The sequence below is a fragment of the Brevundimonas pishanensis genome, assembly GCF_022750635.1.
Lineage (GTDB): Bacteria > Pseudomonadota > Alphaproteobacteria > Caulobacterales > Caulobacteraceae > Brevundimonas > Brevundimonas pishanensis.
In genome coordinates this window covers 140420-163588 of sequence record NZ_JAJKBG010000001.1, presented here as the reverse complement: position 1 = coordinate 163588, position 23169 = coordinate 140420, and the positions used below count along the sequence as shown (strand labels likewise).

General features: G+C 62.9%; 20 protein-coding genes. 13 read left to right on the top strand and 7 right to left on the bottom strand.

The features are described from left to right. Nucleotides 1-13: 13 nt before the first annotated feature. Nucleotides 14-841, bottom strand: coding sequence for a bifunctional 2-polyprenyl-6-hydroxyphenol methylase/3-demethylubiquinol 3-O-methyltransferase UbiG (gene ubiG / locus LOX95_RS00790; protein WP_242912385.1), 828 nt, complete (start codon nt 839-841; stop codon nt 14-16). A gap of 81 nt (nt 842-922) precedes the next feature. Between ubiG and LOX95_RS00785 the strand changes: the two genes are divergently transcribed. The 6 genes from LOX95_RS00785 (at nt 923) to LOX95_RS00760 (ending at nt 7822) form a co-directional block, all read left to right on the top strand. After that, nucleotides 923-2221, top strand: a complete 1299-nt coding sequence (locus LOX95_RS00785; RefSeq protein ID WP_242912384.1) for an aspartate kinase — start codon at nt 923-925, stop codon at nt 2219-2221. 60 nt (nt 2222-2281) lie between these two features. Next, nucleotides 2282-4570: a phosphoenolpyruvate--protein phosphotransferase gene (gene ptsP / locus LOX95_RS00780; protein ID WP_242912383.1), complete on the top strand. Its 2289-nt coding sequence runs from the start codon at nt 2282-2284 to the stop codon at nt 4568-4570. A gap of 89 nt (nt 4571-4659) precedes the next feature. Then, nucleotides 4660-5718, top strand: a complete 1059-nt coding sequence (locus tag LOX95_RS00775) for a helix-turn-helix domain-containing protein (RefSeq protein WP_242912382.1) — start codon at nt 4660-4662, stop codon at nt 5716-5718. A 74-nt stretch (nt 5719-5792) separates the two neighbouring features. Then, a complete protein-coding gene (ispG, locus tag LOX95_RS00770) occupies nt 5793-6929 on the top strand; it encodes a flavodoxin-dependent (E)-4-hydroxy-3-methylbut-2-enyl-diphosphate synthase (protein ID WP_242912381.1) in 1137 nt (378 codons plus the stop codon). Between the two features lie 11 nt (nt 6930-6940). Beyond that, nucleotides 6941-7204: a putative hemolysin gene (locus LOX95_RS00765; protein ID WP_242912380.1), complete on the top strand. Its 264-nt coding sequence runs from the start codon at nt 6941-6943 to the stop codon at nt 7202-7204. Between the two features lie 18 nt (nt 7205-7222). Beyond that, nucleotides 7223-7822, top strand: a complete 600-nt coding sequence (locus tag LOX95_RS00760) for a glutathione S-transferase family protein (RefSeq protein ID WP_242912379.1) — start codon at nt 7223-7225, stop codon at nt 7820-7822. 49 nt (nt 7823-7871) lie between these two features. Here LOX95_RS00760 and LOX95_RS00755 read toward each other — a convergent pair whose 3' ends face one another. Both LOX95_RS00755 and LOX95_RS00750 read right to left on the bottom strand, forming a co-directional pair. Continuing rightward, the gene (locus tag LOX95_RS00755; RefSeq protein WP_242912378.1) at nt 7872-8645 is read right to left on the bottom strand and encodes a sulfite exporter TauE/SafE family protein; all 774 of its coding nucleotides are present in this window, start codon (nt 8643-8645) and stop codon (nt 7872-7874) included. 46 nt (nt 8646-8691) lie between these two features. Then, nucleotides 8692-9318, bottom strand: a complete 627-nt coding sequence (locus LOX95_RS00750) for a response regulator (RefSeq protein WP_242912377.1) — start codon at nt 9316-9318, stop codon at nt 8692-8694. 223 nt (nt 9319-9541) lie between these two features. On the opposite strand from LOX95_RS00750, the gene prfA reads away from it, so the two are divergent. Further along, a complete protein-coding gene (gene prfA, locus LOX95_RS00745) occupies nt 9542-10609 on the top strand; it encodes a peptide chain release factor 1 (RefSeq protein ID WP_242912376.1) in 1068 nt (355 codons plus the stop codon). Between the two features lie 17 nt (nt 10610-10626). Here prfA and LOX95_RS00740 read toward each other — a convergent pair whose 3' ends face one another. Continuing rightward, complete coding sequence (locus LOX95_RS00740; RefSeq protein WP_242912375.1) at nt 10627-11922, bottom strand: YihY/virulence factor BrkB family protein; 1296 nt, start codon at nt 11920-11922, stop codon at nt 10627-10629. Between the two features lie 73 nt (nt 11923-11995). Between LOX95_RS00740 and prmC the strand changes: the two genes are divergently transcribed. From prmC to LOX95_RS00715, 5 genes are all read left to right on the top strand, one after another. After that, nucleotides 11996-12904, top strand: a complete 909-nt coding sequence (gene prmC / locus LOX95_RS00735; RefSeq protein WP_242913086.1) for a peptide chain release factor N(5)-glutamine methyltransferase — start codon at nt 11996-11998, stop codon at nt 12902-12904. Nucleotides 12905-13243: 339 nt separating this feature from the next. Then, the gene (locus tag LOX95_RS00730; RefSeq protein ID WP_242912374.1) at nt 13244-14134 is read left to right on the top strand and encodes a DUF4167 domain-containing protein; all 891 of its coding nucleotides are present in this window, start codon (nt 13244-13246) and stop codon (nt 14132-14134) included. Nucleotides 14135-14261: 127 nt separating this feature from the next. Beyond that, nucleotides 14262-14870 (top strand): ATP-binding protein, encoded by a 609-nt coding sequence (locus LOX95_RS00725; protein WP_242912373.1) that lies wholly within the window; start codon nt 14262-14264, stop codon nt 14868-14870. A 90-nt stretch (nt 14871-14960) separates the two neighbouring features. After that, complete coding sequence (locus LOX95_RS00720; protein ID WP_242912372.1) at nt 14961-15662, top strand: DUF4893 domain-containing protein; 702 nt, start codon at nt 14961-14963, stop codon at nt 15660-15662. Between the two features lie 40 nt (nt 15663-15702). Then, a complete protein-coding gene (locus LOX95_RS00715; protein WP_242912371.1) occupies nt 15703-16107 on the top strand; it encodes an SPFH domain-containing protein in 405 nt (134 codons plus the stop codon). Nucleotide 16108: 1 nt separating this feature from the next. Here LOX95_RS00715 and LOX95_RS00710 read toward each other — a convergent pair whose 3' ends face one another. The 3 genes from LOX95_RS00710 to LOX95_RS00700 all read right to left on the bottom strand — a co-directional run bounded on the left by LOX95_RS00710 (nt 16109) and on the right by LOX95_RS00700 (nt 20585). Then, entirely contained in the window at nt 16109-16774 is a 666-nt protein-coding gene (locus LOX95_RS00710) for a hypothetical protein (protein ID WP_242912370.1), read from the bottom strand. A gap of 206 nt (nt 16775-16980) precedes the next feature. After that, nucleotides 16981-18621, bottom strand: a complete 1641-nt coding sequence (locus LOX95_RS00705; protein ID WP_242912369.1) for a serine hydrolase — start codon at nt 18619-18621, stop codon at nt 16981-16983. Nucleotides 18622-18686: 65 nt separating this feature from the next. Further along, complete coding sequence (locus LOX95_RS00700) at nt 18687-20585, bottom strand: BCCT family transporter (protein ID WP_282452563.1); 1899 nt, start codon at nt 20583-20585, stop codon at nt 18687-18689. A 271-nt stretch (nt 20586-20856) separates the two neighbouring features. Between LOX95_RS00700 and LOX95_RS00695 the strand changes: the two genes are divergently transcribed. Further along, nucleotides 20857-23082 carry a TonB-dependent receptor domain-containing protein gene (locus LOX95_RS00695; protein ID WP_242912368.1) on the top strand — a complete coding sequence of 742 codons (2226 nt, stop codon included), beginning with the start codon at nt 20857-20859 and terminating at the stop codon, nt 23080-23082. The last annotated feature ends 87 nt before the right edge of the window (nt 23083-23169 follow it).

Genomic DNA, 23169 nt, shown 5'->3' with positions numbered 1-23169 from the left:
GACGGGGAGGGGATTACCCCTCCCTGACCGCCACCATCATATAGTTGATGCCGGCGTCGCCCTCTTTCCACTTGTCGGTCAGAGGGTTGTATTCCAGTCCGAACGGTCCGGTGACTGTCAGAGGCTCGGACTTGAGCATGTCGCGGATTTCGTCGGGCTCGAGGAACTGGCGCCAGTCGTGAGTTCCAGCCGGAACCCAGCGCAGGACGTACTCCGCCGCGAACTTGCCCAGCAGCAAACTCTTCAACGTCCGGTTCAGGGTAGCAACAATCAGGATGCCGCCCGGTTTGACCAGTTTCGAGCAGGTACGGATGAACTCGCCCGGATCGGCGACGTGCTCAATCACTTCCATCGTCAGCACGACATCGAACGGTCCGGCACCCTCGGCGACGATCTGCTCGACGGTCGCGGCGCGATAGTTGATGTCCAATCCAACTTGATCGGCGTGGGCGCGAGCCGTGCCGATATTCTCGCTCGATGCATCCAGCGCCGTCACGTCAAAGCCCATGCGGCGCATCGGCTCGGCCAGCAGGCCACCACCGCAACCGATATCGATCAGGGTCATGCCGGCGAAGGGCGCGCGGGTGTTCGGGTTCAGCCCGTAATGGTCCGCCACGCGGTCACGCACGAATTTAAGGCGCGCCGGATTAAAGCGGTGAAGCGGCGCAAAAGGCCCCTTGGCGTCCCACCATTCTGCCGCCTGAGCGGAAAAACGTGCCACATCGGCGGGGTCGATACTGGGCCCCTCGGCACGTTCTATCGCGGAGGCCTGCGTGTTTTCGGTAAAACCCTGCGTGGTTTGGGGTTTGCGCTTGGCGCCGGTGTCGTTAGAAGCGGACATGAGCCAAGGGATGGACTGCCTTTCTTCCCGACGCAAGTGCAACACGACCCCGATTACGGGGCATGAGAATTGGATACCGGTATGACGGGGGCTATCCCAGAGACGGACTATAGCCGTCTGGTCATGAAGTTCGGTGGAACTTCGATGGCCGATCTGGAGCGAATTCGCCGCGCCGCGCGTATTGTCGCGGCAGAGGCCGCGAAGGGTAAAAAGGTTGCTGTGGTGGTGTCCGCCATGGCCGGTAAAACCAATGAACTGGTCGCATGGACGGATGGCGCAGGCGCGCCTGCCGCGGGACTGTATCCGGCAGGACAAATGTCGGACGACGAGTATGATGTTGTCGTCGCCTCGGGCGAACAGGTCACTGCCGGTCTGCTGGCTCTGACGCTGCGCAATATGGGCCACAAGGCGCGCAGCTGGATGGGATGGCAAATCCCGATCATCACCGATGATGCCCATGCCCGCGCCCGCATCGAGGAAATCCCGAGCGAAGCCCTCGCCGCCAGCATGGATGCCGGCGACATCGCCATCATTCCTGGCTTCCAGGGTGTGACCCGCGATGGCCGTATCACCACGCTGGGCCGCGGCGGCTCGGACACCTCTGCGGTGGCGGTGGCAGCCGCGCTGAACTGCCCGTGCGACATCTACACCGATGTGGACGGCGTCTATACGACCGACCCGCGTGTCGAGAGCCGCGCGCGCCGTCTGGCCAAGGTGTCCTACGAAGAAATGCTGGAAATGGCGTCGCTGGGGGCCAAGGTTCTCCAGACGCGCTCGGTCGAAATGGCCATGCACAATCAGGTTCCTGTGCGCGTGCTCTCCAGCTTTATCGAACCTGACGAAAACGGAATTCTGCCGGAAGATGCCGGCACACTGATTTGTGACGAGGATGAAATCGTGGAAAAGCGCATCGTTTCCGGCGTGACCATGAGCCGGGACGAAGCCCGGATCACGCTTCTGGGTCTTTCGGACCGCACCGACGCTCCGGCCGACGTCTTCACCCGTCTGGCCGAGGCCAGCGTGAACGTCGACATGATCGTCCAGTCGCAGGCCCGCACCGAAGGCGCAGTCAACCTGACCTTCACCACGGGCCGGCGCGATGCCGCCCGCGCAGCCGAACTGATGACCTCGCTCAAGTCGGAAATCGGCTTTGAGGAAATCCGCGTCGATGACGATGTGGCCAAGGTGTCGGTGATCGGCGTGGGCATGCGCTCGCACGCCGGTGTGGCCCAGACCATGTTCCGCGCGCTTGCGGACAAGGGCATCAAATTCCAGGCCATCTCGACCTCGGAAATCAAGATCAGCGTTCTCATTGAATCGGCCTACGCTGAACTGGCCGTGCGCGCCCTTCATACCGCATATGGGCTGGAGAGCCTCTAGGCAGAGACAAACACCCTACCCATGTGACATCATGGCGTTCGGGGAGCGATAGGAGTGGCCATGGCCAAGAGCGGCGGATTGACGACAAGGGGGCCTCGCAACCTCCTGCGCCAGATCCGCGAGGCTCTGGCCGGTGGTACAGGCGGCGCTGCGGTTGCCAGTGCTCAGCAGCGCCTCGATCTGGTGGTGGGCATTATTGCCCGCTCCATGGTCGCCGAGGTTTGCTCCATCTATCTGCGTCGGGCCTCCGGCGAGCTTGAACTGTTCGCGACCGAGGGTCTGAACCCAGAGGCCGTCCACAACACCCGCCTTCGCCCCGGCGAAGGTCTGGTGGGCGAGGTTGCCCGACTGGCCCAGCCGGTCAGTCTGTCAAACGCCCCCGAACATCCCAGCTTCTCCTATCGTCCGGAAACTGGCGAAGACCCGTTCAATGCCTTCCTCGGCGCTCCGCTGCTTCGCGGTGGTCGCGCCATCGGGGTTCTGGTCGTCCAGAACCGCGCCGCCCGCGTCTATGACGAGGACGAACTGGAGGACATCCAGAACATCGCCATGGTGCTGTCGGAAACGGTGGCATCCGGCGGCCTTCTGGCCGAAGCCGAACTGCGCGACGTCGAACTGGCTCCTCACCGCCCCGAGAGACTGTCCGGCCAAAAGTTCGCCGAAGGCCTCGCGGTGGGCCGCGCCGTCCTGCACGAAGCACCCGTCCCGCCGGACAAGCTGCTTGCCGATGATCCGGTCATTGAGGAACAGCGCCTGCGTAAAGGCTTGGCCGACCTCAAATCGGGCATCGACCTTCTGCTGGAAGGCGGGCAGGGCAAGCTGAACGGCACCCCCTATGAGGTGCTGGAAACCTATCGAATGTTCGCGGATGACCGCGGCTGGAACCGCTCGCTCGAAGAAGCCGTGCGTTCGGGTCTGACCGCCGAAGCGGCTGTGGACCGTGTCCGCAACGAGCACCGCGCCCGTTTCGCCAGCGCCCGCGACCCTTACATCCGCGAGCGTCTCCACGATTTCGAAGACTTGGCGAACCGCCTGCTACGCGTCCTGATGGGCGACGATCCGCATGACCGCCAGCTGCCCGACGACGCCATTCTGGTGGCGCGTAACCTCGGCCCTGCCGATCTGCTGGAATATCCGCGCAGCAAGCTGAAAGGCCTGTTGCTGGAAGAGGGTTCGCCTGCCGGACACGCCGCTATTGTGGCGCGCGCCCTGCAGATCCCTTGCGTAGGGCGCCTGTCGGGCCTGCGTGACCGACTGTCCGAAGGCGATCCACTGATCGTCGATGGCGAAACGGGCGAAGCCTACCTGCGTCCGCGCCCTGATATGCTGACGGCTGTGCAGAGCCGGATGGGAGTGCGCGAACAGCGCCGCGCCGAGTTCGATCAGCTTCGCGACACCCCTGCCATCACTATGGACGGCACCCGTATCACCCTACTGACCAATGCCGGTCTGGCGGTTGACCTGGAAAACCTCGACATGACGGGTGCCGAGGGCATCGGCCTGTTCCGGACCGAGTTCCAGTTCATGGTGGCCGACGAACTGCCGCGCCTGACCGCGCAGACCGCCCTGTACAAGCTGGTTCTGGATGCGGCGGGCGAACGTCAGGTGACTTTCCGCACGCTGGATATCGGCGGCGACAAAATCCTCCCCTACCTGGAGCCCGATCGGGAGGAAAACCCTGCTCTGGGCCGCCGCGCCATCCGTCTGGGTCTGGACCGTCCCGCCCTGCTGCGGATGCAACTTCGGGCGCTTCTGGCGGCCGCGGCCGGACGCGAACTGCGCGTCATGTTCCCGATGATCGCAGCGGTGGAAGAGTTCCGCCGCGCGCGCGATCTGGTCGACCGCGAGATCGAATGGGCTCGCCGCCGTGGCCGCAACCTGCCGCGCACTATCCGCGTGGGCGCGATGATCGAATGCCCAAGCCTGCTGTGGCACCTCGATGCCCTGCTGCCGCTGACGGACTTTGTGTCGATCGGCACCAATGACCTGATGCAGTACATGTTCGCGGCAGACCGGACCAATCCGCGCGTCGCCGACCGCTATGACCCGATGTCGCCCCCGGCGCTGAGGGCGCTGCGCGAAATCCGCCAGCGCTGCTCGGACCACGACACCCCCGTGTCGATCTGTGGCGAACTGGCCGGCAAGCCGCTGGAGGCATTTGCCCTGATCGCGCTAGGCTTCAACCGCCTTTCGGCTCCTGCGAGCGGTGTGGGCCCCGTAAAGCGCATGATCCTGTCGGCGGACCTCAAGGCCGCGCGTCGCGGAATCGAGCCGCTGCTCGCATCCTCGGCCAGCAGTGTGCGCGGCGAACTGGAGACGCTTGCTCGCAAGCTGAACCTCGCGGTCTAGCGCCTTACGGCGTTGAACCCTTCGCCCGCCTCGTTTAAGCGAACAGACGACGGCACATTGATTGTGCCACGTGATGGATACCCCGATTGATGGATCAGGACCGGCCCGCGCCGTCCCAGTTCGATAGTGCGCCAGAGGGTTCGCCCCTCGGGGAGCGCCTGCGTGCGGCGCGACTGGCGTCGGGGATGTCCTTTGCCGATCTGTCGACCAAGACGCGGGTCCACACCCGCTTCCTGAAGGCGATCGAGCAGGGCGATCAGTCCAGCCTGCCGTCGCGCATCTTCACCATGGGCTATGTGCGCATTTATGCGCAGGTGCTTGGTCTCGACGAGCTAGAAGCGGTCGAAGACTACAAGCGCGAGAACCCCGAACCGGGTGCCACCCTTCAGGCGCCGACCGGCGCAGCCTTTCAGGAGATGCGTCGCCGCTCGCCCGCTATTTTGGCCGTCGTGGCCGCACTGGGGCTGGCGGTGGTGTCGTGGAACATATTCCAACGCCTGACGCGCATCGAGCCTCCGCACCCGTCCGATCTCGCCTCCATTCCCAAGGCCTGGGCGACCGAGCCGAGCGGTGAGGATGAAGTGCTGGTGCTCGGCGGCCCGCAGGCGGCTCCGCCAGACCAGACGGTTCCGCCGCTCTACATTACGCGCGGTCTTGAAGATCAGCTGATGACTGACGATCCCGACGCGGCGGCCGCGGTCGTTGCACCGGCCCCGCCTGTGCAGGCCGCCTTCAATCCCCGCGGAGCGCTTTATGGCGCGCCTGCGACCAACTCCATCACCACCCTGCAGGCGACCAAGCCCGCCACCCTTGTCGTCCGTCAGGGCGATGGTCGTGTCCTGTTCGCCCGCCAACTTGCCGCCGGTGACAGCTGGCGCGCACCGATGAATGTTCAGGCAACGATCGACGTATCCGATCCGGCGGCCTTCTCGGTCTATCTGAACGGCGAGCTAGCAGAGGCCTTGCCTGACAACCAGACACCGCTGTCGCGTCTGAACGCGCAAGCGCTGGCCCAGGGACGCCAAGCAGAGAGCCGTGCCGCCGCCGCCGCCGAGGCTGAAGCCCGCGCGCGCACGGCACTTGCGGCGCAGGCTGCGGCACCAGTTGCCTCCACCACCTCCGCTCCGGTTCCGCCAGCGGTCCAATAGGCCAAAGGTTGACACGGAAAGTTTGTATCAGAGGCGTAGTCTTAGGGCTCGCCTCGTCCTATGTATCGGCAGACATGTCAGACCATACCCACGTCCGCCCGTGGCGCCACATCGAGCGCCGCAAGAGCCGCCAGATCCGCGTCGGCAATGTGCTTGTCGGTGGTGACGCCCCTATCAGCGTCCAGTCGATGACCAACACCCCGACCTCCGACGCCAATGCCACGATCAACCAGATCCGTGAACTGGAAGAGGCGGGGGCCGATATCGTGCGCGTCTCGTGCCCGGATGTGGAATCCACCGCGGCCTTCAAAACCATCGCCAAGGCGGCCAAGGTGCCGCTCGTGGCGGACATCCACTTCCACTACAAACGCGGTATCGAAGCCGCCGAAGCCGGTGCGGCCTGCCTGCGCATCAACCCCGGCAATATCGGCTCGTCTGATCGCGTGAAGGAAGTCATCAAGGCCGCGCGCGATAATGGCTGCTCGATGCGGATCGGCGTGAACGCCGGCTCGCTCGAGCGTGAACTGCTTGAGAAATACGGCGAGCCTTGCCCCGACGCCATGGTGGAAAGCGCGCTGAACCACGCCCGCATCCTTCAGGATAACGACTTCCACGAGTTCAAGATTTCGGTAAAGGCGTCCGACCCCTTCCTGACGGTCGCGGCCTACCACCAATTGGCCGAGGCCATCGACTGCCCCCTGCACCTTGGTGTGACCGAGGCAGGGCCACTGCGCACCGGCACCATCAAGTCGGCGATCGGCATGGGCTCCATGCTGTGGGCCGGTATCGGTGACACGATCCGCGTCTCGCTGGCCGCCGATCCGGTCGAAGAGATCAAGGTCGGCTTCGATATTCTCAAGTCGCTGGGCCTGCGCCATCGCGGCGTGAACATCATCGCCTGCCCCAGTTGTGCCCGTCAGGGCTTCAACGTGATCGAGACCGTCAGCATCCTCGAAGAAAAGCTGGCCCATATTGCCACGCCGATGTCGCTGTCTGTTATCGGTTGCGTGGTGAACGGTCCGGGCGAAGCCCTCTATACGGACGTCGGTTTCACCGGCGGTGGTGCAGGCTCGGGCATGGTCTATCTGAACGGCAAGATCGCCCACAAGCAGGCGAACGACGGAATGATCGATCACATCGTGGAACTGGTTGAAGAGAAAGCCGCTGAACTGGATGCGGCGCGCAAGGCCGCGGAACTGTCCACGACCTAAGGAGTCCGGCCATGCGCCTCATTTCTCTCGCTCCGCTTGTTGCCCTGCCGCTTCTCGTGCTGGGTGCCTGTGCCCCGCAGGAGAAGGACGAGCCGCAGATGATCGGCATGCCCAATCCCGCCTCGGTCCACTGCAAGGAAGCCGGTGGCCGCTCCGAGATTCGTACCCAGTCGGACGGCGGTCAATATGGCGTATGCGTGTTCAATGACGGTCGCCAATGCGAGGAATGGGCGCTATTCCGTGACAACCGCTGTGTTGCTCCGACCCAGCGCTAATCCAGCCCGAGTGGACCTATGAAACTCTACATCACCACCCCTTCGCCCTTTGCCCGCAAGGTCCGTATCGTGGCCACCGAAAAGGGACTGTCCGACCGGATCGAAGAGGTGGTGGTTGACCCCTATGCCAATGCGCCGGAACTGCTGGCGACCAATCCGGTGGTGCAGGTCCCGACCCTGATCGCCGAAGACGGCCAACCGCTGACCGACAGTCCGGTCATCTGCGAATACCTCGACCGTCTGGGCGGTGGCGATGACCTGCTTCCGCCCTCGGGTTCGGCTGAATGGCTGCGCGTGAAGCGTCTTGAGACGCTCGGCAACCAGGGGCTGGAAATGGGCGTCAAACTGGTGCTGGAAAAGCGGCGCCCCGAGAACGAGCGCTCGGCCATGTGGATTGATCGCTGGACCAACAACATGGGCCGCGCTCTGGATGCTCTGGAAGCCGAAGCGCTTTCGGCCGACCAGTTCGACATCGGTACCATCACTGCCGGTGTCGCACTGACGTGGATCGGTTTCCGCCATCCCGACTATGACTGGAAGACGGGGCACCCGAACCTCGTGGCCTTCAGCGAGGCTATCGAACAGCGTCCTAGTTTCGTCGCAACCTATCCAAAGTAGGTCGCATCCTCAGATGCATAAGAAAGGGGAGCCACCGGCTCCCTTTTTTTTAGCTCCGGATCAGGTTCACGCCCTGAAAGATCGCAAGCCCAATCAGCAAGATGCCGACCGCATAGGTCAGCAGCTTGCGCGGAACCCGCTTGACGATCAGCCCTGCAAACGGGGCAGCGATCAACCCGCCGACAACCAGACCCCCCACAGCCGCCGCGTGGTTTTCCAAGGCACCGGCCTCTTCCCAGTGTCCGGTGACCAGTGCCCAGACAAAGGTGGCCGAGACGGCGACGGTCAGGAAGAACTCGGCGGTGTTGACGGTACCGATCGCGCGACGGGGATCCTGGCCCGAGCCGATCATGGACGACGTCACCGTCGGCCCCCAGCCACCTCCGCCGATGGCGTCTAGAAAACCGCCCACCAGACCAAAGGGCGCGGTGACCCAGCGCGGAAGACGGCGCGGCTTCACACCATGACCTGCCTTCCACAAAATCCAGATGCCAATAGCGGCGAGATACAGGACCACGAACGGCTTGATGATGTCGCCTTGGATGCCCGACAGCACATAGGCCCCCAGCACCCCGCCGATCACACCCGCAATCGTTAGCGGCAGGAACAGCCGCCATTCGATGTTCTTGTGCGCGACATGGCTGGTCGCCGAGGCGGCGGTGGTGAACACCTCGGCGGCATGCACACTGGCCGAGGCCGTGGCGGGCGGGACACCGAATGCCAGCAGCACCGACGACGATATCACGCCATAGGCCATGCCCAGCGCCCCATCGACGGCCTGCGCCAAAATCCCGACCAGCAGGAACAGCATAAAGGTTTCCAAGCGTTAGCCTCCGACCAGCCGACCGTTGCGGCCCAGACCTAAAGCCCTAGCGCGCCTTTTCGATCCGGCTGATGGCACCCAGAACGTCATTGGCGGAATAAGGTTTGATGATCATGGCTGCGGCGATATCGGAATGTCGGGCAGCCTGTGCCACGTCGCCCGAAACGAAGATAATCGGCACACCCCAATGCGCCTTGAGGCTCTTGGCCAGATCGACACCCGTTTTCTCGCCCGACAGATTGATATCCAGCAGGGCCAGATCAATCTGGTGAAGCGCGGTAGCCGCTTCGGCCGCTTCGGCATTGTGGAATGGCCCGATCACGCGATGCCCGGCATCGTCCAGCGCCTCGGTCAGAGCAGTGGCGGCATCGGCATCGTCTTCAACCACCAGTACGGTCATCGGCTCTTGGGTCATCACGTCTTCCTGTGCGGTCGAGGCAGGGATTTGCTTGGTCAACAGCGAGCGAATACGGGGCCACAGTTGGGCGGCAGGTCCCTCTGCCGACAAATCGAAAATACGGGCCAGAGCGCGCAGTTCAGCGTCCGCTTCCGGCGCAAGACCGGCGTCTCCGGCCTTCGCGAGACGCGCGTCGTACTGCGCAATCAGCCGCGAAGCATCGTCGTCGATTCCGTAACCGGTCCCGATATCGGGCTCCAGAAGTTGCTTGTTCATAGTCTGCCATCCCCTGTCATGCGGCGGTCTGCGCGAGCCCGGAGGGGGAGAGGACGCGCAACAGACACAGCTACAGCTAAGCGTTGGCGCGCCTATCGCAACACGTCTGACGCTCTTGTTACGCCTCATCACAATCTGTCCATCGGCTGCGTGATCGGCCGCGCCATGGACTTTTTGACCGGCTACAGCGTATTCAGACCGCGCCCAACACCGGAGTATTTCCTTGCGACTGCCACAGGCTCGACTTGATCAGGTTCTTGACCGTTTCCACGAGGTGGAGGCCCGCATGGGTGCCGCCACGGACGGTGCCGAGATCGTACGCCTGTCCAAAGAACACGCCGAACTCAAGCCGGTCGCCGACGCGGTAACCGGTCTGGCCAAGGCGCGTCAGGAGATGGTCGATCTGGAAGCGATGGCGTCCGATCCGGACATGGCAGAAATGGTCGCCGAGGAGATGGAGGCGCTCAAAGATCGCCTGCCGGAACTGGAACGCGAAGTCGCTCTGTTGCTGGCCCCGCGCGATGCCGATGAAAAAGCCTCGGCCGTTCTGGAAGTGCGTGCCGGTACGGGGGGCGACGAAGCGGCCCTCTTCGCCGGCGACCTGTTCCGCATGTATTCGCGCTATGCCTCCAGTGTCGGCTGGCGTGTCGAAATCGACAGCGCCACAGAAGGCGAGGCGGGCGGCTATAAGGAAATCATCGCCACGGTAACGGGCGATGGCGTGTTCGGGCGTCTGAAGTTTGAATCCGGCGTGCACCGTGTCCAGCGCGTGCCAACCACAGAGGCCGGTGGCCGCATCCACACCTCCGCCGCCACTGTTGCCGTCCTTCCAGAAGTCGAGGACGTGGAGATCGAAATCCACGACAAGGACATCCGGATCGACACCTATCGTTCGTCCGGTGCCGGTGGCCAGCACGTCAACAAGACTGACTCTGCGGTGCGCATCACCCACTTGCCGACCGGCATCGTCGTCACCTCGTCGGAAAAGTCGCAGCACGTGAACCGCGACAAGGCGATGAAAAACCTTCGCATCCGTCTTTACGACATGCAGCGTCAGGCCAAGGACAACGCCCGCTCGGACGCCCGCAAGTCGCAGGTTGGCTCGGGCGACCGCTCAGAGCGCATCCGCACCTATAACTTCCCGCAAGGGCGCGTAACCGACCACCGTATCGGCCTGACCCTGCACAGCCTGCCGCAAATCCTCGAGGGCGACCTCGACCCGATGCTGAACGCCCTCATCGCCGAAGACCAGGCCGCCCGCCTCGCCGACCTCGAGGCCGAGTTCGGCTAAGCCCTAGCAGGTTCGCCTCAAACGCGGGGCGACTTGCGGCGACGACGGACCATTTTCTCGCCAAGGCTCTCGGCGTATTTGAGGGTGAAAGCCAGCGCGGCCGGATTGCCGCGGCGTGCCCCGACGCTGTCGGCCATAACGGCCCCGCGCTCGCCCAGCGGCTTGGGCTTGCCGACGGTGGTGTCTATGGCCGTCTGGTGCTCGATCTCGGCATTTAGGCGCGCCCCCATCAGCACGACCTGCAGCGAAATCCACGTCCACAACAGGAAACCCATGGCTGCCGAAAGAGGGCCGTAGGAGTCCGTGCGCACAAAGTTCGTCAGGAACCAGCTGAACAGCAAGGAAACCGCCAGACTGAGCACGGCAGCCACCGTCGCCCCCGGCGTCAACCAGCGCCAGCGCGGCGAGGTGCGGCTGGGACCGATGCGGTAGATCAGGTTGAGGAAGCCCACGAACACCACAAACAGCACGGGCCAGCGCAGAGGCGACAGATAGGCCCATTCCTCTTGCAGGCCGAAGATCGCGATCACGACCGGCACACCGACCACCAGAAGAGACGTCAGCATCACCGCCAGAAGCGCGGAGATCGTGCAGCCCATGCACAGCAGGTTGTATTTGACGATGCTGCGCTTCTCGACCTCGTGATAGGCGAGGTTCAAACCGTAAAACAGTGTCTTCACCCCGCCATTTGCCGCCCAGAGCGACAGCAAAAGCGTCCAGATCAGGGTGAAGGTCAGGGTACCGGTCGAGTTGCTGGCCAGACGCGACATCTCGTTTCCGAGGAAGCCTGCGACATTGCCGGGCAGCATCTCATAGATAAAATCCAGCCGCCCCCAAGCATCCGACGGATTGGCGAACAGACCGTAGATGGTGACGAAAGCACCGATCGCGGGAAACAGTGCCAGCAGCATGAAGAAGGTGATGCCACCCGCTACGAAAGACACACGGTCCCCGAAGAAGCCCATAGCCGTCCGCCACAGGATGTCGATCCAGCCTTTGAAGGGGATTTTCAGGGGGCTTGTAGCCAGTCGACCCCGCCCCGGTTCGGCGCGGTCATAGCTTTCCGGCGTATTGGTCTCGTCCACTTCGGCGGGGCGGTACTGCCTCAGATCAATGCCGACCCTGTGGCCTTGGGTGTAGAGCAGGTGGGCGGCCGTCGCACCGGCCATCAAGCCGCCGCCCGCTGCGCCCACATACTTCAGAACACTGGCGGCCCGACTGTGCCGACCCGATGCAGCAGCTGCGCGAGAAAGCGCCCCGAACACACTTGCCAAAGCCGCGACGGGCTTGGCGGATGATTTTTTTCGACCCATGGCGGTTCAGAACGATCCTGCGCCGGACCTGTTCCGCCTTGAAATCTTGGGCAAGAGCCCCCAATCAATCCGCATGAACTCGACCTCCTCCAACTCGACCACCGGTGCCACCCTTCTGACAACCTGGAAGGACGCTCAGGCGCGCCTCAAGGCTGCAGGTATCGACAGCCCCTCCATCGACGCCCGCATCCTGTTGGAAGCGGCGACGGGCGCTGGTCGTGTGGACATCCTGAACGATCCGTACCGCGCGGTCACCCCCGAGCAGAGCGCCCAGATGGAAAGCCTGCTGGACCGTCGTCTGCGCCGCGAGCCGGTTTCCAAAATCCTTGGCAAGAAGGGTTTCTGGAAGATCATGCTGAACGTCACCCCAGACGTGCTTAGCCCGCGCCCCGATACCGAAGTCATCCTCGACATCGTGACCTTGGCCTTCGATGCCAACCAAAGCTTTGAAATGGCTGATCTGGGCACGGGCTCGGGCGCTATTCTGCTGGCGACGCTGGCCGAACGCGCGGGCGCTCGCGGTGTCGGCACCGACATTTCGAGCGAAGCTATCGCCGTGGCCCGCGAGAACGCCGCCAATCTGGACCTCAACAACCGCTGCACCTTCCTGCGCACGGAATGGGCCACAGGCTTTGCCGACGACAGCTTCGATCTGGTGGTGTCCAACCCGCCCTATATCCCGACCGCCCATATCGCAACGCTGGACCCCGAAGTGCGTGACCACGACCCGCATATCGCACTTGACGGCGGCGAGGACGGCCTTGATCCGTACCGCGATCTGGCCCCCGAGATTAAGCGTGTCCTGCGCCCGAACGGCATCTTCGCTGTCGAAATCGGCTGGGATCAGGGCGAACAGGTCAAGGCGCTGTTCGAAGCGGCCGGCTTTAGCGAAGTAAAGGTTGTCAAGGATCTGGGAGACCGTGACCGCGTGGTCACCAATGGCCCCGATCCGCGCACCACGCCGCGCCCTGACGCGGCCTAAACGGCGCGCTTGATAGACGAATTGAGGGGCAGTTGACCGAAGGGTTTGCTGCCCCCTTTCAATAATGGGCTTGGCAAAGACCGCATTGACGCGCTAAGTCCTTGCTGTCTCCCACTCAAACACAACAGAGCCGGACCCCAAGACGTCCTGCGTATGTGTGGCTGGGAATGTGATGGTCGGGCCACCGAGGCGCGGCGGACCACAGGGCGACATACGCTTTTCCGAACAAAACGCGATGGGGATTGGCCCCTAAGCGCGGAACAAAGATTTGGGCTCCGGCTGCCGCCGAAGGCAGTCACCCGCACCAGCACGGTATCCTCGATGAGAGATTTCAAGGGCATGAAGCGTCAGCGCGGCCGCAATCGCAAGCCGAGCGGTGGCAACAACGCCAATGCAACAAACCCGAACCGTTCGTGGGACTCGCAAGGGCCCGAGAACATCAAGGTCCGGGGTAACGCCCAGACGGTCTATGAACGCTATATGCAGCTGGCGCGGGATGCGTCTGCCGCTGGTGACCGCGTTCTGGCCGAAAACTACACCCAACACGCCGAGCACTATTTCCGCGTCCTGCGCGCGCTTCAGCCGCTGCGCTCGGTAAGCGAGATCGCCCAGCGCGAACAGGCTGGCCAAGGATTCGACATCGACTTCGAAGATGAATCCGGCGCACAGGCCGCTGCCATCATCGCCGCCCAGCAGGCCGAAGAGCGTCGCGCCGAAGAAGAAGCCCGCCGTCAGGCCGAACGCGCCGAACGCGAAGCCCAGCGCGAACGCGAACGTGCCGAGCGTGCGGAACGTGGCGAGACCGAAGCCGAAGGCGAAAACCGCGATGGTAGCCGTCGTGAAAGCCGTCGCGAACGCTGGGAGCGTCGCCGTGACGAACGCGGCCGCCGCTACGACAACGGCGAAGCCCAGGAAAACAACGGCGAAGATAACGCAACCGCCGAGGGCGACGCCCCCGCACCGGTTGAGGCATCGGGCACCGACGCTCCGGCTCAGGAGAATGTCCGTAACGAGGATGCGCCCGCACCGCGCCCGTCGCGCAGCCGCCGTCCACGCAACGAAGCACCGGCAGAAGCCTCCGGCGATGCCGACGCACTGTCGCGTGACGCGGCCTCCCTGCCGGGCTTTGTGACCCGTCCGGTTGCGATCGAAGAGAGTGCCGAGGACGCTCCGGCTCCGCGCCGCCGCGCCCCGCGCCGCAAACCGGAAGCGGCCAGCAGCGAAGACTGATCTTCAGTCAGACCAGAACCATGCGAACCCCGCGGTAAGTGACTACCGCGGGGTTTTGCGTGGTCGGTTGGTAACTGAAACTTCTGTTTCAACAGCGATGACGGTCGTGGATTTCAGAGACGATGTCATGGCTACCCCCGGCTTTACCCATCACCTGACCGATCTGCTCGGACACCTGGCGAAGCTCTCCACGCTGGTGCGAGGGCCTGCGCCCGGGCATCTGCTGAATGAGCCGGATCGGTTGGCCGATCCTGCGCTGTGCCTGAAGGCAGCCGCTTGGCATGTCGCAGACTATGCCTTCTTCCATCACGTCGATGTTCTACGCCCCCATACCCTGCCCATGCCTTTGCTGGACGTGGATGAGGTCGCTCTCACGGCGGTGATCAGCGAACTTTTGCGTTCGGCAATCGAGGCCACAGCCAATAAGGGCGCTGTTGTTTGCCACCTCTATCGCGATCGTCATGGTCTGCGGGTCTGCGTCTCGGATAGCAGCGGACAGAGCCCCCAGCAGATCCTGTGGTGGGACGGTTCCAGCCGTTTCCAGATCCTCCGGCATCTGGCGGTGGAAGTGGATACTATGGGGGGCACAATGATCGTAGCCTGCCATCCGGACGAAGGCGTGGTGGTGGAAATACTGTTTCCGCCGGACATGTGTATCGAGCGCGCCGTGGCCTTACCGTGCAGTTTGGCCGCCAATGACCACAAACCTCCGCCTGGCCGGCGCAAATGTCCCTAAAGACGGTTGATTGAACGCGTTGGGTTGACGTGGTGCGGCTCAGGCTTTCGAATAGGCCGCGAGACCCTGTCTCGCCGAGGGAGTATAGGCTTGCGATTACTAGGTGCCCTTTTACGACAAGGCTGGCGCGGCGTTGCCGTGCTGACGGCAGCAGGAATGCTGTCGGCTTGCGCCACGGGACTGTCCAGATCGCCTGCTCTCGACGAAGAACCGCCTGCGCCGCCTGCGCCTCCACCCCCCAACGTCACAATGCTGGCTGACTGGCGCGGCGTGATCACTCCGGCCGACCGTGACCGCTATCAGCGACGCGAGGCAGCATGGACCGTGGCTCTAGAACAGGCGCGCCGTCTGGGCGGCAGCGGCGATTTGGAGGCTCTGGGCGCATTGATCGACCCTCAGGCCACGCTGAACGATCCGGTGATTCCAGAGGGGCGCTATCGTTGCCGCACGGTGAAACTGGGCAATACCGGCGACGACGAGGACCTTGGCTATGTCGTTTACGGCTGGTTCGCCTGCCGGATCACGCGCACCGACGAAGGGCTGACCCTGACCAAGCTGACGGGCTCGCAGCGGGTGCGCGGCGTCTTCTATCCTGAAAGCGAAACCCACATGGTGCTTCTGGGGGCCATGGCACTAGCCAATGAAGCCCGCGCGCCCAAATACGGGCAGCGCGAGGATCGCGATGTGGTTGCTACGCTGGAGCGGATCGGCGAGCGTCGCTGGCGTGTCGTGACGCCTTGGCCGCAGGTCGAATCCAACCTCGATATTCTAGAGCTTGTTCCGGCGGCTTAATCCCGCTCTAGTGGCCCACACTTGATTTAGGAATTTAGCCATGCGTTCGCCCGGTTTAACTTTCGGTGTGATCATTCTCGTGATCGCCGCGCTGGCCATCGTGCTGGTGGGGCTGCCGAGCTACAACGTCTATTCCAAACAGATGCAGGGCCGCGCCGCCTACGAAGAGGCCGTGCAGAACCGCCGCATCCGCGTGCTTGAAGCCCAAGCTGCGCTCGATTCCGCAAAGCTGACGGCGCAGGCCGAAATCGAACGGGCCAAGGGCACGAACGAAGCCAACCGCATCATGGCCCAGTCGCTGGGCGGGCCGGAAAACTATCTGCGCTGGTCCTACATCAACATGCTGCAAGAGACCGCTGGCAAGGGCGACCGTCAGGTCATCTACATTCCGACCGAAGCCGGTATGCCCATCCTCGAAGCAGGACGCCGCGCATCGGCCCAGTGATTTAGTTCGCCGCCGCCCCGCAAGTCAGAGCTTGTCGATAGAGCGTGCCTGCGGGATCAAGTCGTCGGGCCTCGGCCATTTGGCGTTCGGCTTCGTCGCAACGACCAAGCTGTGCCAGAGCGGACGCATAGCTGTGTCGGATCGGCGCGATTTCGGGCAGGCTGGCCACCGCCTTTTCGCAGTAGGGCAGACCCTCTGACGCACGCCCGGCCCGAACCAGCGTGTAGCAGTGATTGTTCTGGACCGCCGGATCGTCGGGCAGCTGCTTCAAAACCTGCTCACTGGCGGCCAGAGCTCCGGCGAAGTCCCCGACCTTTTCCAACAGTGATGCCCGCTTCATCAAGGCATCGGTGTCATTGGCCGGAATGCTCTTGTACGCCGCGAACCCGGGCTCGAATGCAGGATCGTTTGCTGCCTTGAGTATCGGCAGGATCACCATCAACACGAGGCTGCGGTATTCGTCGTTGGTCGGGGGAGGGTAGTTGGGATCCACGACGCGGGCTCCACTGAGTATCTCCCAGCTGGTGCGGGCGTCGCTCAGTCCCTCTTCGGTACGGCCGACGTGATCATAGGACGCACCTCGGAACGCGTGGAATAGCGGGTCGGAATAGATCTGGTTCCCGTCGGTAGGACGGGCCTCGTCGTAGAAGCTCACGGCGGCCGCCATGTCACCAGTGAGGAAGGCTCTGGTCCCTAGGTTGATCAAAGCCCAGCTGCGAGCCGCCGATCCCACCGATGCGTCATTCGCGCACGCGCGAAAGTCGATCCTGTCCATCGGCTGTTGGCACGATGCAGGCACAGCCGGCTGGCCCTCCTGAACTGACGCGCTACCGAGTACGAGTGTCGCCAAAAGGGCTAGGCCGGTCATCATGATCAGTTCACTTTCGTCAGGCGCAAGTTTTGATAGTCGTAGGAGAAGTCGATATCCGGCGACACGCCTTTGAGCGTGGCGCGGACGGGCCGGCCGTTCTCGATCTCGAAGGTGAAGAAGGCATCTTCCTCGCGCTTGTCAGGAAAGCGTGTGCGGAAGGTCTCGCCATCGTAAGGCTCCAACCAGCCCTTCAGTGCCGGGGTATGGGTGAAGCTGACCCATAGGCCCGACTTGCGGTTACGGCCACGGCCCTCGGTCTTGGGCGCAATGACGATGTCGCCGTACCACGGATCACGCCACGTCCCCCCGTAGGCGTCCAGCGCTAGTGAAGGCTTCGCACCGGCTGCCTGTTTGGCGTCGATTTCAACGGCAGCCTTGAGGGATTTTTCGATGCCCTCGGCCTCGATCCGCTTGGAATCGGCGATCCAGTCGATGTCGACCTTGCCCATGGCGATATCGGTCAGGCCCGAGCGGAGCGCCCGCAGAAGCGCGCTTTCCTCGGCATTGGTGAAGATCGAAATGCCGATCTTGCGCGCCGTGATCAGTACGGTCGACGAGATACCGCCCGGCGAGCCGCCGCCATGAGTGGCGACCCGCTCGCCGCGATAGTCCTGAACCTGCAGGCCCATGGCATAGGTCGAGGCTATGGCGCGGTTCGGCAGGGCCGCCGTCGGCCCTTCGGAGTTCGAGACGAGGATGTTCGGCTTATACATCTCGCGAGCCACGGCCTCGGAGAACAGACGGGTGCCGTCGGGCAGGGCCCCGTTGTTCAAGCGCAAGGCCATCCATTTGGCCCAGTCGCGCGGGCTGGCGCAAATACCACCGGCCGCAGCAGCATTGTCCCAGTTCCAGACCTCGGCAATCGACTGTGCGATCTGGGTCATCTCACCCTGATAGCGCAGCGGCGGGCCCACGCGGCCATGCGGCAGGGCGGACTTGGCTGGATCGGCCAGACGCGCCAACGGCACACTGTCGGTCATGCCCAGTGGGTTGAACACGCGGGTCTGGACAAAGTCCTCCCACGTCTTACCCGACACGCGCTCGATGATGGCACCGGCGACTACAAACATCAGGTTGCAGTAATGATAGTTGGCGCGGAACCCGTCCTCGATCGGCACAAAGGCCGCCTGACGCAGCACATCGGCGCGCGTGCGGTCGCTATTGGGCCAGAACAGAAGATCACCGGCCCCGAGGCCGAACCCTGCACGATGCGACAGGGTATCGCGAACGGTAATGCGCTCGGCGATCACCGGATCGGACAGAGTGAACTCGGGGATATAGGTCTTGACCGGCTCGTCCCACTTCACCTTGCCTTCGTCCGCCAACATACCAAGGCAGGCGGCGGTGACATTCTTGGAATTGGAGGCGATGGCGAACAGGGTGGTCTCGTCTGCCGGAGCATTACCGCCCCTGATGCGCGTCCCATAGCTCTTGGCGAGGAGGGTTTCACCGTCCTTGACCAGCGCCACGCCCACGGCGGGTTGGTCAGGCCACGCGGCCAGACAGCGCTTCACATAGGCATCAACGGCGTCAGCCAGAGACGGATCGTCATTGGCCGCCGTGCGGGCAAAGGCGGATTGCGAACCAAGGGCGACAGCGCCGCCGCTCAGCAAGGCGGCGCGACGGGAAAGGCGAAGGGTCATGGCAACTCCGGTATGAACCTGCCCGCACGCTAACGTCCTTCTCGCCGTCGCGCCATAACCAGCCGCTACAATGCTGCCCGCCAGCGATGCAGATGTTCCAGCACATCGGACACCACCTGTTCTCGGGTAAAACCGGTGATGTCGCGCGGGCGCTTGCCGTCACTGCTGCTGGCCATCATTCGCCACTCGATCGCACGACGATTCTCTTTGGCATCGGCGGCGGTCAACGCCGGACGCGGCCGCGAGTGGGGACTGGTGGAATAGTGGAACGAGCGACCCTTTTCGTTGTCGATCCAGAGGGTGACGGTGTCTCCCTCGGTCTCCAGACGCGCGATCTCGGCGTCGGTACTCAAGGCCTGATGTAGCTCTTCCAGTGCGGGGCGGGCGGTCCGGTCGATCTGGCGACCGATCTGCTCGCGCGTGGCAGGGGCAAGGATGTAGCGAAGGCGTGCGCCCAGATGCGGGGCGGCCTGCTCGATGACCTCACCTGTCAGGTCCGCATTCATCTGTCGCACCAGTCCGACGCCCGTCAGCAGCAGGATGACGGTGAAGGGCAGGGCGGCGATGAGTGTGGCTGTTTGCAGAGCGGACAGACCCCCGGCAACCAGCAAAGCTGCCGAAACCACCGCCAGCAGCACAGCCCAATAGACCCTCATCCAGCCTGGCGCATCATCGTCCTCGGTACTGCGCGCCGATAGATTGGCCAGGATCAGCGCACCGGAGTCTGCCGACGTCACGAAGAACACCATTACTAGAGCGATGGCGAGGCCCGAAGTCACCATAGGCAGCGGGAAGTATTCGAGGAATTTGAACAAGGCTGTCGAGAGATCGGTCTGCACCGCATCCGCAATCGCGCCCTGGGCCGCGCCCATATCCAGTGCCATGGCCGAGTTCCCGAAGACGGTCATCCAGAGGAAGGTGAAGGCGGTGGGTACGGTCAGCACGCTGATGATGAACTGGCGCACAGTCCGACCGCGCGAGATGCGGGCGATGAACATGCCCACAAACGGTGACCACGAAATCCACCACGCCCAGTAGAACAGGGTCCAGTCGGCCAGCCATGCCCGCGGCTCATAGGCATAGAGCTGGAAACTGCGCAGGACGAAGTGATCCAGATAAAGGCCGAAATTTTGGACGTAGGCGCGGATTAGAAACAGCGTCGGTCCGGCCAGTAGGATGAACAGCATCAGGCAGACGGCGATGACCAGATTAAGCTCGGACAGGCGGCGCACGCCCTTACCGACGCCCGACAGGACAGAAATCGTGGCCAGTCCCACGACGATGCCGATCAGCAGCACCTGCATCCAAGGCGTCGCGGGAAGCCCGAACAGGACGTTGAGGCCGACGACAATCTGGCTGACCCCCAGACCTAGCGATGTCGAGATACCGAACAGGGTGCCGCAGATGGCGAAGATGTCGATCAGATCGCCCCACGGGCCGTAGATCCGGTCGCCGATCAGCGGGTGAAATACCGACCGCATGGCCAGCGGCAATCCCTTGCGATGGGCGAAATATCCCAGCGCCAGGCCGACCAGCCCATAGATGGCCCAGCCGTGGAAGCCCCAGTGGGTATAGGTGATCGCCATGGCTTCGCGAGCCGCGGACAGGGTGCCGGGCTCGGCCTCCGGCGGGGTGATGTAGTGCTGGACCGGCTCGGCAACCCCGAAATACATCAGGCCGATACCCATGCCGGCCGCGAACAACATGGCCACCCACGAGATGAACGGAAAATCGGGTTCGGAATCGTCCGGACCCAGTCTCAGCCTTCCCATGGGGCCGATGGCCAGACAGACCATCAGAACGAAGAACACCACGACGGCGGTGACATAAAACCAGCCGAAATTCTCGATGGTCCAATTTTGTGCCAGGGCGAAGACTGTTGACGCGGTCTGCGGCATCACGATCGTGAACACGGCCAACAGAAGTATGATCGCGCTTGCACCGCAAAAGGTGCGAACATTCATTGAGGAAATCATAGGGAACCCAACAGAATAGATCGTTTTAGGTTCCATTCTTGTGCCTATACGCCTTGCAGCCCGCGGCGATTGTGGAATTAGATATTTCAGTATTAACTATCGCTTTAACTGTATACTAGTGGTTGTTTCAAATACCACAAATATGCCTAAATCATTTCGATACTGTAATATAAGAGCTCGATACATGTCTTAATGTTAACTTGGAAACGAATAAAGTGACGGCTATCGGGAGCACTAACCTGCTCCATGGACATAATTCATGACCCGACTGAAGATCGCACTTTTGACCGGTGCCGCGCTCTCTGTGATGGCCTCATCCGCATGGGCCCAGACGGAGCCGGAGCGGGCCGCTGCACCGCAAGTCGCAGCCAAGCCCGCCGATCAGGAAGTGCCTGCCCGCGTCGGGGACGTGGTGGTGGCCGCACGCAATGACGGAATCCGCACCTCTATCGACTCCGTCAGCTACAGCCTTACCAACGATCTACAGGCCACGACCGGCGCGCTGGCTGACGCCTTGCGCAATGTTCCGTCGGTCGACGTCGACCCGCAAGGTAATGTCTCGCTTCGCGGCAACTCGAACGTCACCATTCTGGTTGATGGCCGCCCCTCCGGTATCCTGAGCGGTGAGGGCCGGGCCCAGGCTATCCTGCAACTGCCTGCCGACCAGTATGCGCGTATCGAGGTCATGACCAACCCTTCGGCGGCCTATACGCCAGAGGGCGGCGGCGGCGTGATCAACCTGATCACTAAGCCCTCGGCTCCGCGTCCGGGCGTTCAGACCACCGGCTCGATCCGCGCCAATGTCGGCGACAACGGGCGCTGGAACGCGGGCATCAGCGGTTCGCGCCAGATGGACAAGCTGACCCTGTCGGGCGACCTCAGCTATCGCTACGACGCGAATGACTTCGAATTCCCGACCGAGCGTGAAACGCTGGACGGCGCAGGGCGCGTGACCAGCACCACCCGCGTCTATCAGGAATCCAACACCAGCCAGCGCGGCGGCTTTGGTCGCGGTTCGGCAGAGTACAAGCTGGACAACACCACCACGATCAGCGGCGAAGTGCGCCTGATGGCCTTCGACATCGATCCTCAAAACGTCGGCTTCTATGAAATCCGCGATGGCGCGGGGGTGGTGACCGATGCCTATCAGGTCGCCAATCAGGGCGGCATGGAAATGACCAACGTGGGTGCCACGGCCCGCGTGATCAAACGCTTCAGCGACGACGGCCACGAATGGTCGAACGAACTGCGCTTTGACCAGCATGAGAGCGATACCCAGTTCCTGCTTGAGAACCGCTTTACCCAGCCCGTCGCTCCTGTGCGTTTCGACCGCTACGGTCAGGACAACACGACCGACATCCTCGGCTTCACCAGCGCCTATACCCGCCCGATGGCGGAAGGCGAGAAGCTGCGCCTTGGCTATGAACTGACCTATCTGGCTCCTGAACTCGACACCACCTTCAAGCGCGGCCCCCGTCCGGACGCACTGGAACTCGTGCCCAGCCTGAGCAACCAGTTTGAAGGCACCCAGACCGTCCACGCCTTCTACGGTACCTACGAGCGTGCCCTGACCGACAAGCTGTCGGCGCAGGCGGGCCTGCGCCTTGAGCAGGCCGATCTGGAGATGAACGACATCACCGGGGGGCAAAAGGCCGAGCAGGACTATTTCCGTGCCTATCCGACCGGCCACCTGCAGTATCAACTGTCGGAAACCCAGACCCTGCGTGCCAGCTATTCGCGCCGCATCCAGCGTCCGCAACTGACCCAGTTGAACCCGTTCGTTTCGTATCAGAGCCCGCTGCACCGCACCTCGGGTAATCCGAACCTGCGTCCGCAGGAAACCGACGCCTTCGAAGGTATGTGGCAGGTCCGCAAGGGCCAGAACTTCTATCAGGCCACGCTCTACTACCGGAACACCGACAAGGCCTTCACCGACGTCGCCACCCAGATCGAAGACGGCATTATCCTGACCCGTCCGGAAAACCTCGGCGGCCGCACCGACACGGGACTTGAGCTGACGGCAGCAGGTCGTCTGCACTCGACCCTGCGCTACAACGCCAGCGCCAACGTCTTCCACCAACAGATCGACGCAGCGGGTATCGTCGGCGGCAAGGACCGCGAAGGCACCATGGTCAGCGGTCGCCTCAGCCTGAACTGGCAGCCGACGGACAAGGACTTCGTCCAGGTGTCGGGCTTCTGGCAGGGCGAAAGCCTTCTGGCCCAGGGCACGCGCGAAGCGGGCGGCATGGTCAACCTCGGCTACCGTCGCAAGCTGAACGACAAGCTGTCGCTGAACGTCACGGGACGCGACCTGTTCAACAGCTTCAAGAACACCACCCGTTACGACACGCCGGCCTTCCGCGAGGTCAGCGACCAGCACATCAACCTGCGGGCCTTCTACATCGGCCTGAGCTGGCAACTGGGTTCCAGCCCGCGTCGCCAGCCCGAGCAGTTTGACTTCTCGACGGGTCCAACCGGCACCTGATCGACCGCCACTGTTTTTGCAGGGAAATCCCCTTGCGCAAGAACAGCGGGTTTCCCACCTGAGACTCATCGGGGCCGCGTCGCTGCA